Genomic DNA, 8,555 nt, shown 5'->3' on the forward strand with positions numbered 1-8,555 from the left:
ATCGATGGTCTTCGTGTTGCGTTATATCCCCGAAACAAAAGGCGTCTCGCTTGAAAAGATTGAAGAGACCATGATGGCTGGACCCGCCTACAGTGCGAGCCGCCCGGGGAACAAGCCGCTCTCCACCAGACGCCCTGTCGATCACACGTGAACCGGGCGCGGTGAGCGTGATAGAAAAAACAAGCTGACATAGGCGGTGCCACTTCAGATGCCGTCATTACGCCTCCTCACAGTCCCGCGTGCCGGCAGAATTCATTGACGGCACGAGGTGTCGGGAGGAAGCATTTTGGCAAGCGTGACCGGGCGTAAATCGTTCGGTAGCGCCGTCTGTTCAATCTCGTCGGCCCGACGATATGGCTCAACATCGCGATACTGACGGGCTCGCAGGTGTCGCGCGCAAACCCTCCTATACGCTGGCCGGAACGTGCACAGCGGCACAGGTAACGATACAGGCTGAGGCAGGTTGACGCGTCCAGCAGGATCAAGCCGGTCGCTCGTGCCAGACGATCTTCCATGCAGGAGGAGTAATTCCCCTCAATCACCCAGCAGTTATCCAAAATTGCCCGTGTGTGATCAGTGTGGAAAGCGTCAAGCGGCCTTAATGTGCTGAAACTGCCATAGTGATAACGCAGAAGGTCTAGATGAACCACGGGGAGATCAAACGCTGTGCCCAAACGCAGCGCAAGCGTGGATTTCCCGCTATTGGAAGGGCCGAGGATACAAATACGCGTACCCAGTCTGCTTATTGGATCCATCGGCTTCACACCCCCGGGGCTGAATAGGCCCTCCCGTAACGCCAGAGAAGACCAGGGACTCTGCCCCGCACCCGTGCCAAAAGACAACTCAGACGACCTGGAGAGGGGGACGATCCGTGCAGAAGCAAAAACAGAACCATATGGGACCAAAGGAATGGTCGCTTCTGTTGATCCTCGCCCTCCTCTGGGGCGGCTCATTCTTCTTCTTCAAGATCCTCGTTTCTGCCGTACCGCCCTTCAGTGTCGTTCTGGGGCGGGTCGGGTTGGCGGCCTTGGCGCTCAATCTTCTTTTGGTCGTCCGCCGCACGACCCTGCCGCTGGATCGTACCCTCTGGTTACGGCTTTTCGTGCTCGGACTGCTTAATAACGTCATACCCTTTTCGGCCATCGCATTCGGCGAAACGCGCATCTCCAGCGGTCTGGCGGCAATTCTGAATGCCACAACGCCGGTTTTTACCATTATCGTCGCGCATTTTCTGACCCATGACGAAAAGATGCGTTGGGGAAAAGTTGCCGGCATCGTTCTGGGCTTCTGCGGAGTTGGCACGCTGATCGCGCCTGCATTGGCAGGAGGTAGATTTCAGAGCTCGCTTGCCGGAGAACTGGCCTGCCTTGGCGCCGCGCTGAGCTACGGGTTTGGGGGCGTATATGGACGAAAATTCCGCGGTCTACCGCCTTTACAGCTCGCTACCGGGCAGCTCACCGCCAGCACGATCCTGATCCTGCCCCTTTCCATGCTGGTCGATCACCCGTGGACGCTTCCTCCACTCACAGCAACCGTATGGGGGGCCTTTGCGGGCATCGCATTGCTCAGTACGGCTGGCGCGTTTATCCTCTATTTCAAACTCCTTGCCACCTCCGGCGCCACAAATCTCTCGCTCGTCACGTTCCTGCTCCCCATCATGGCGCTGATGCTCGGGATACTCTTTCTGGGCGAGCACCCCGGCTGGTCTGCTCTGGCCGGGCTCTGCCTGATTGGCGCAGGCCTGGCCGCTATCGATGGACGCCTGTTCCGCCTCGTCACAGATCGGGCAACGACATCTCGATGACCCTGGCGCGCCGTCTCAGATCTCGCGCTGATCATCCTGCTCCTGCACATTTTCGACCGGATCACTCTCGGCTGACCGCTCTGATACGGTGAGCCGCAGGGAGATCATCGCCACATGATCCGGTGATTGCCGGGCGAGAAAAAGCGTATGACCAGGGTCGATCCAATGCATGACCTCCGCCGGCTCAGACGTCGACGCAGAATTCCCCACATTGACCATGCCGATTTCCGTTACCGCATCGCTTTCGGACAGGATGACACGCACTGGAATCGTCTCCGGCAGCACAACACCGTCCTCGGACGTCACGGAGTCTCTTTCCTCACGCTTAAGGCAAATCACCTGAACGTTTGGGGGAAGGATGTAGCAACACTCATCCGCCGCCAGCCCGAGCTTGTCCAGCTTTCGGCCATCCTGCGTGTAAATACAAATATCAGGATCAACGATCTCTAGAGGCCTTGCTTCCGAAGGCATAGATTTGGCCGGAAATTGAATGATGTTGTCGGAATATATTGATATTTTGTCGGTAGATTCATCATCTTTATTTATGCTTATCACTGCCATCGAATTCTCTACTTTGCGTAATTTCTATGTGATTACGTAACCTCAAGTTTCTTATCACTTTGCCATCTGCGTGATTTATCAAATCGGGCGTAGTTTGTCAGATTATTCAGGTTATTGTTCTACAAAGCGTTAAAAGCCGCCATCGGCGGCGTGAAGATCGTGGCCAGATAACATGAGTACATTTTTGCGGGGGAACGACGCAGCCATACCGCCTGACCACGCTTTCCAACCCAGCAGAAAGTCAAAAAAAAGGCGGCTGAAAAGCCGCCTTCTCTACCTGCCTTGGTGGAGACTGCCTTACGGCAGGATTTCCGTCTCGGCAAAGAAGAACGAGATCTCGTTCTTTGCATTTTCGAGGCTGTCCGAACCATGCACCGAGTTGGCTTCGATGCTCTCGGCATAGAGCTTGCGCACAGTGCCTTCGGCAGCCTGTGCCGGGTTGGTTGCGCCCATGACTTCGCGATGATGTGCCACAGCGTTGTCACCCTGCAGCACCTGCACGACAACCGGCTCGGAGAGCATGGAAGCAACGAGGCTGCCATAGAACGGACGCTCGGCGTGCACAGCGTAGAAGGCCTTGGCCTGGTCTTCGGTCAGCTTGATGCGCTTCTGGGCGACGATGCGCAGGCCAGCGCCTTCGAACACGGCATTGATCTTGCCGGTCAGGTTGCGGCGGGTTGCGTCGGGCTTGATGATCGAAAGGGTGCGTTCCAGGGCCATGAGGCATCTCCTGCATTAAAAAAGAAAAGCGATGAACGCCCTTCCCCTAGAGCAAAACAAGACTTCCTGATAGTCCGCTTGGCATCAAAACGCCTCCATATTGCCAGGGAAGAAACTGTGAGCCTGCTGACCATCACCGACCTGACCCTGCGCATTGCCGGTCGTGTCCTGCTTGACAATGCATCACTCAGTATCGACCCGGGGCGCAAGGTGGGGCTGGTCGGCCGGAATGGCGCCGGCAAATCTACGCTGCTTGCCGCCATTGCTGGTGATCTGCACCCCGATGGGGGCACGATACAACTCTCCAACAGGGCCAGCATGGGGCGCGTCAAGCAGGAGACGCCCGAGGGGGATGCCTCCCTTATCGACACGGTTCTGGCTGGCGATCTCGAGCGCGCGCGCCTGCTGCACGAGGCCGAAGCGGCCCATGATCCCTCTCGCCTTGCCGATATTCATGAGCGTCTGCTCGTCATCGATGCTCATACGGCCCCGGCCCGCGCAGCAAGCATTCTCTCAGGGCTGGGTTTTGATCATGCAGCCCAGCAGCGCCCGGTGTCGTCCTTCTCCGGTGGCTGGCGCATGCGCGTGGCGCTGGCCACAGCCCTGTTCCTGAACCCCGACCTGCTGTTGCTGGACGAGCCCACGAACCATCTCGATATCGAGGCGACAATCTGGCTCGAAAACTGGCTCAAGACCTTCTCGGGTGCGGCCATCGTCGTGAGCCATGATCGCTCCCTGCTCGATAGCGTGGTCGATTCCATTGCGCATCTGGACAAGGGCAAGCTGAGCCTCACCCCTGGCGGGTATAACGAGTTCATCCGCATACGCACCGAGCAGGCCCTGCAGCAGAACAGGGCAGCCGAACGCCTTGCTGTGCAGCGCGCGCATATGCAGTCTTTCGTCGATCGCTTCCGGGCCAAAGCCACCAAGGCCCGACAGGCTCAGGCCCGCCTCAAGGCACTGGCGCGTCTGCCCCAGATCGACTCTGTTGTGGAGGACAGTCCCACCCGCTTTGCCTTCCCGGAGCCCACGCCCCTTCCCCCGCCCATGCTGTCGCTGGAAAATGTCAGCGTTGGCTATGACGGGCGCGCTGTCTTGTCGAACCTGTCCTGCCGCCTCGATCTTGACGATCGCATCGCGCTTCTGGGCCAGAACGGCAAGGGCAAATCGACCTTCGCCAAATTGCTGGCAGGGCGTCTCGACCCCATCTCAGGCCGCGTCAACCATTCTCCAAGGCTTCGCATCGGCTATTTCGCCCAGCATCAGGGTGACGAGCTCGTGCTGGGCGATACACCCATCGACCATATGAGCCGCGCCATGCCTGACGCGACGCCTGTCGCCGTACGCGCACAGCTAGACCGGTTCGGCCTCGATGCCGGCAAGGCCGAGTCCCGGGTGGGCGACCTCTCAGGCGGCGAAAAAGCGCGCCTCCTGCTTGCCCTCGCCACGCGCAACGCCCCTCACCTCCTGCTGTTGGACGAACCGACCAACCATCTGGATCTCGATGCACGCGACGCACTGATTCGCGCCCTATGCGATTTCGAGGGCGCTGTCGTGTTGATCAGCCATGACTCCCATCTGGTGGAATCCGTGGCTGATCGCCTTTGGCTTGTCGATGAGGGAACGATCACGCCGTTCGATGACGATATGGACGGCTATCGCAGCTGGCTGGTCGAACGGGCACGCAAGGCCGCCAGCGACAGCCGAGTGGAGAGCGAACCCGATAGCGCCGGCAGGAAGGATCAGCGCCGAGACCGTGCGGAACAGCGAAAGGCTCTGGCGCCCCTGCGCAAGGAAGCCAAGGCGGCCGAGCATTTGCTGGAACAGCTTGGCAAGGAACGCCAGAAAATCGAGACGCGTCTGGCCGATCCGGCACTCTATGCAAAAAGCGATGCCGCTGAAATCACGAAGCTGAACACAAGACTTGCCGCATTGCGCCTTGAGGAGCAGGCCGCTGAGGAACGCTGGCTGAACGCAGAAGCCGAAATCGACGAAGCGAACCGAAGCTAGGGCTTTCCGTTACAACGAGATAGATTTTTAAAAACAAGAGAGACGATGTCTGAAACCCATCATGACGACGCCCACGGCGCGGGGCACGAACTGACACGGATCTTCCGGATCCTGCGTTTTACTCTCATCGTTACAGTTGCCGTGCTCGCTATCTGGCTCATAGGCGACGTGCTGATGGTGGTTTTTGCCGCCACGTTGTTTGCTGTGATCCTGCACGGTCTGGCGCGTATTCTGCGTGACAAGGCGCGGATGCCTTACCAGCTCGCCGTGGGTCTGGTGGCACTGACAATCCTGCTCGCCATCGCGGCTCTGTTCTTCTTCAGTGGTCCGCAGATTGGTGACCAGTTCGTCAAGCTGAAGCAGGCTTTGATCACGCAGTATGGGCAAATACGCGAGCAGATGGGCACCAGCACATGGGGCCAGTTTGCCCTCGATCATCTGCCCAAATCGCTCGGTGGGAACGAGGCTGGCAGCGGCCCGTCCCTTGGTGCCGGTCTAGCCAATTCGGTAACCGGTATTCTGAGCAGCGCGTTCGGACTGCTCGGCACGATTGCCGTGATCCTGATTGCCGGACTCTATTTCGCCCTGTCCCCCGCCATCTATGTGGATGGTCTGCTGCGCCTCGTGCCCGAGGGCCATCGCCCGGAGGCCCGTAAGCTTCTTCTGACGGCGGGCACGGCGCTGTGGTCTTGGACAATCGGACAGGCCTTTGACATGCTTGCCGTCGGTCTGGCCTCGGGTATCGGGCTGGGCTTTCTTGGCGTTCCCCTGGCGATGGCCCTTGGCGTTGTTGCCGGGCTCTGCAATTTCATCCCCTATATCGGTGCCATTCTCGGCGCGATACCGGCTGTGTTGATCGCCCTTTCCCAGGGCACACGCACCGGCCTCATGGTGGCGGGGCTTTATTGCGTCATCCAGTTCCTGGAGGGCAACGTGCTCGCCCCCCTGATCCAGCGTCACGCGGTACATATGCCGCCAGCGCTGGCAATTCTTTCCCAGACCGTGTTCGGCACCATTCTGGGCGTGCCCGGCCTCATTCTTGCCTCTCCCCTTACCGCAGCCCTGCTTGCTATTGGTGACAAGGGCACGGCACCACTTGCCGATGATATGCGTACGGGCGAGACCATGGGTGATGCGCCGCTTTCGAGCGAAAGCGGGAAACAACAGCACGCCTGACTCATAACTGACGGGGCGTATTATCACCCCGTCAGTCCAGCCTGCCAGCCGGAGTGATGCCACGAACTGGGCGCAGTTCTGCACTCAAATATCACTCGTCAAACTTAGTGTATTTACCTCTTGCTCCTCACACTGTGTCAGCATCGCATGGTGATGCCGGATGAAAGAGAGGGGCATCGTGATGCGTGATCGATCAATTGGCGAAATGGCTGCCCAAAGCGGGCTGTCAATACGCAGCTTGCGCCACCTTGAGGAAAAAGGGTTGATTGCCCCACGCCGCACCGAGGCAGGTCGTCGTGTCTACGGCGCGCGGGAAGTGAACCTGATCACCAAGATTCTCCTGCTTCGGCAGGCAGGGTACCGGCTATCGGAAATCTCCGCGGTCATGATTGCCCCTTCTCTGGACGCCCGGAGCCTGATCGAAACACAGATTCTGCATCTTGGCGCGAAGCAAAGAGAGATCGAGACCATGCTGCGCCGTCTGCGGCATATGTCCGATCTGCTCGAAACACGCGAAACACCTGATGCTGACCGGCTCTGTTCCCTTATCAAGGAGGCACAGACCATCATGACACAACAGGATCTCAGAACCGTCGCAAAGCAGTATTTCACTGAGGAAGAATGGAATCGCTGGCAGGCGCTCGGCGCCGGACTTTTTCCGGGAGAGACACGCACCACCTATGAGCAGAACTGGGCGGCGCTGATCACCCGTGTTGAAGACGCCATCAAACAGGGCGTTGCTCCGGGGTCGCCGCAAGCCCTGTCGCTGCTTAATGAATGGATGACGCTGCAACAGCCGATGGTTGATGCGTTGGGCAAAGACCACTGGAACAAGGCGGCAAAGATGTATGCCGATATGGAAAGCTGGGAGACAGAGACAGCCAAGGCACCGTTCAGTGCCGAGGTCTATCGCTTCATGACGGAGACCGGCCGGCTTTCACGCACGGGGGAGAAGCAGGTCTCGCAGGGCCAGCCCTGAAGGCGGGCATTGCTGGTCCGGGATGGATGCTTCCATTCCGGGCCATGGGTGTCGCAATCGCAACGCCTGACACTATGCCTGCGCACCGTCACAAGTGTCGGACCAGAGTGCCAAGCACGGGCCTGAACACCTCTGCAGGTGAACAGGCCACGAGGCTTTTCCTCAGGGAACGTCGGTTTTTTCGAAGCCCTGCCCCTCGATCAAACGACGCAACGGCGCCCATTCCTGATCATCAAAGCTCTGCACCTTGAAGCGTGCCTTGGGGTTCACGCGCGTAATGGCTGTATCATTCCAGTCAGCACCGCTGATACCCGTCCAGAGCGCGAGCTCGAACGGCTCACCATCCGGCAGATGGGCCTTGATTACCACATCACCGGTTGAAGGTGCTGGCGAGGTGAGCGGGGCCCAGCCATGCGTATGGCTGTGGAGCCATGCATTCAGCTGAGCCGTTTCCGCCTCATCGAGCTTGCGCGTCTGGTTCGTCTGCTCGATCGTTAGTGTCACATCCGACACGGTCTCGAACCGTACCGGACGCAGAGCCGGCCATGCGAAATACCAGATGAGCGCGACCGTCGAGAGAACAACCGCCAGAAATCCGAAAACGAGAAGGGTCTCTTTCCTCACGCGCTGCGCTCCTGCCCGGCATCGGCTGAACCGGCCTCACCACCTGCCTCGGACGCTGCGAAATAGGATGAGACAGCACCGATCACTCGGCTGACCTCTTCATCAGTCAGTTCAGGATGAAGCGGCAGGGCCAGAATACGAGAACCCAGCGTTTCCGAAACTGGCAGCGATACCGTTTCGTCATGATGCTCGGCATAAGCTGGCTGCTCATGCAGCGGGCGCGGATAGTACACGATGCTTGGCACCCCGTGGCGGCCAAGATGTGCCTGCAAGGCATCCCGCGTTGCGGCGTCCGGCAGCAGGATGGAGTAAATGGCCCAGGCGCTTGCACTGTCCTTCACCCGTGCCGGAGTCTGCACAATACCGGAAAGCGCCGCGTCATACGCCTGTGCAATGGCTTCGCGGCGGGCCAGTTCCTCTTCAAACCGGTCGAGCTTCGCCAGAAGTATAGCCGCCTGAAGCGTATCGAGACGTCCATTGAGGCCGATACGCAGAACTTCGTAGCGCGTGCGCCCCTCACCGTGGGTGCGCAGCGAACGGTACAGCGCCGCACGCTCGGCATCGTCAGTGAGGATGGCACCCCCATCGCCATAAGCACCCAGCGGCTTGGACGGGAAGAAGGACAGGGTTGTCGCCATTGCCTCGCGGCCCAGCTTGTGACCATTCAGAGAGGCGCCAAAA

8 protein-coding genes are annotated in these 8,555 nt (G+C 59.0%); 4 read left to right on the plus strand and 4 right to left on the minus strand.

Features of this window, described 5'->3' with window-relative positions:
- Positions 1–922 precede the first annotated feature (922 nt).
- Positions 923–1,804: a DMT family transporter gene (locus P792_RS26795; RefSeq protein ID WP_235075444.1), complete on the plus strand. Its 882-nt coding sequence runs from the start codon at positions 923–925 to the stop codon at positions 1,802–1,804.
- Positions 1,805–1,819: 15 nt separating this feature from the next.
- On the opposite strand, the gene P792_RS37020 is transcribed toward P792_RS26795, so the two are convergent.
- Complete coding sequence (locus P792_RS37020; RefSeq protein WP_023978402.1) at positions 1,820–2,365, minus strand: hypothetical protein; 546 nt, start codon at positions 2,363–2,365, stop codon at positions 1,820–1,822.
- A gap of 297 nt (positions 2,366–2,662) precedes the next feature.
- Positions 2,663–3,085 carry a nucleoside-diphosphate kinase gene (gene ndk / locus P792_RS26800; RefSeq protein WP_023978403.1) on the minus strand — a complete coding sequence of 141 codons (423 nt, stop codon included), beginning with the start codon at positions 3,083–3,085 and terminating at the stop codon, positions 2,663–2,665.
- Between the two features lie 117 nt (positions 3,086–3,202).
- Between ndk and P792_RS26805 the strand changes: the two genes are divergently transcribed.
- The 3 genes from P792_RS26805 (at position 3,203) to P792_RS26815 (ending at position 7,250) form a co-directional block, all read left to right on the plus strand.
- A complete protein-coding gene (locus tag P792_RS26805; protein ID WP_023978404.1) occupies positions 3,203–5,095 on the plus strand; it encodes an ABC-F family ATP-binding cassette domain-containing protein in 1,893 nt (630 codons plus the stop codon).
- A gap of 45 nt (positions 5,096–5,140) precedes the next feature.
- Positions 5,141–6,271, plus strand: a complete 1,131-nt coding sequence (locus P792_RS26810; protein WP_051395852.1) for an AI-2E family transporter — start codon at positions 5,141–5,143, stop codon at positions 6,269–6,271.
- A gap of 181 nt (positions 6,272–6,452) precedes the next feature.
- Complete coding sequence (locus tag P792_RS26815; RefSeq protein WP_161630832.1) at positions 6,453–7,250, plus strand: MerR family transcriptional regulator; 798 nt, start codon at positions 6,453–6,455, stop codon at positions 7,248–7,250.
- 162 nt (positions 7,251–7,412) lie between these two features.
- Here the strand turns inward: P792_RS26815 and P792_RS0118685 are convergent, their stop codons facing one another.
- Together P792_RS0118685 and P792_RS38610 are read right to left on the minus strand one after the other, a co-directional pair.
- Positions 7,413–7,874, minus strand: coding sequence for a hypothetical protein (locus P792_RS0118685; protein WP_023978407.1), 462 nt, complete (start codon positions 7,872–7,874; stop codon positions 7,413–7,415).
- Positions 7,871–8,555, minus strand: a 685-nt coding sequence (locus P792_RS38610; protein WP_235075445.1) for a DegT/DnrJ/EryC1/StrS aminotransferase family protein, incomplete at its 5' end; no start/stop codon positions are given. The genes P792_RS38610 and P792_RS0118685, both read right to left, overlap by 4 nt.

Source organism: Asaia sp. SF2.1 (assembly GCF_000505765.1).
GTDB lineage: Bacteria > Pseudomonadota > Alphaproteobacteria > Acetobacterales > Acetobacteraceae > Asaia > Asaia bogorensis.

Bases quoted from the DNA above. Each gene is read 5' to 3' on its own strand.
- P792_RS37020 (WP_023978402.1), bottom strand. From the start codon at position 2,365: ATGGCAGTGATAAGCATAAATAAAGATGATGAATCTACCGACAAAATA.
- P792_RS26810 (WP_051395852.1), top strand. From the start codon at position 5,141: ATGTCTGAAACCCATCATGACGACGCCCACGGCGCGGGGCACGAACTG.
- ndk (WP_023978403.1), bottom strand. From the start codon at position 3,085: ATGGCCCTGGAACGCACCCTTTCGATCATCAAGCCCGACGCAACCCGC.
- P792_RS26815 (WP_161630832.1), top strand. From the start codon at position 6,453: ATGCGTGATCGATCAATTGGCGAAATGGCTGCCCAAAGCGGGCTGTCA.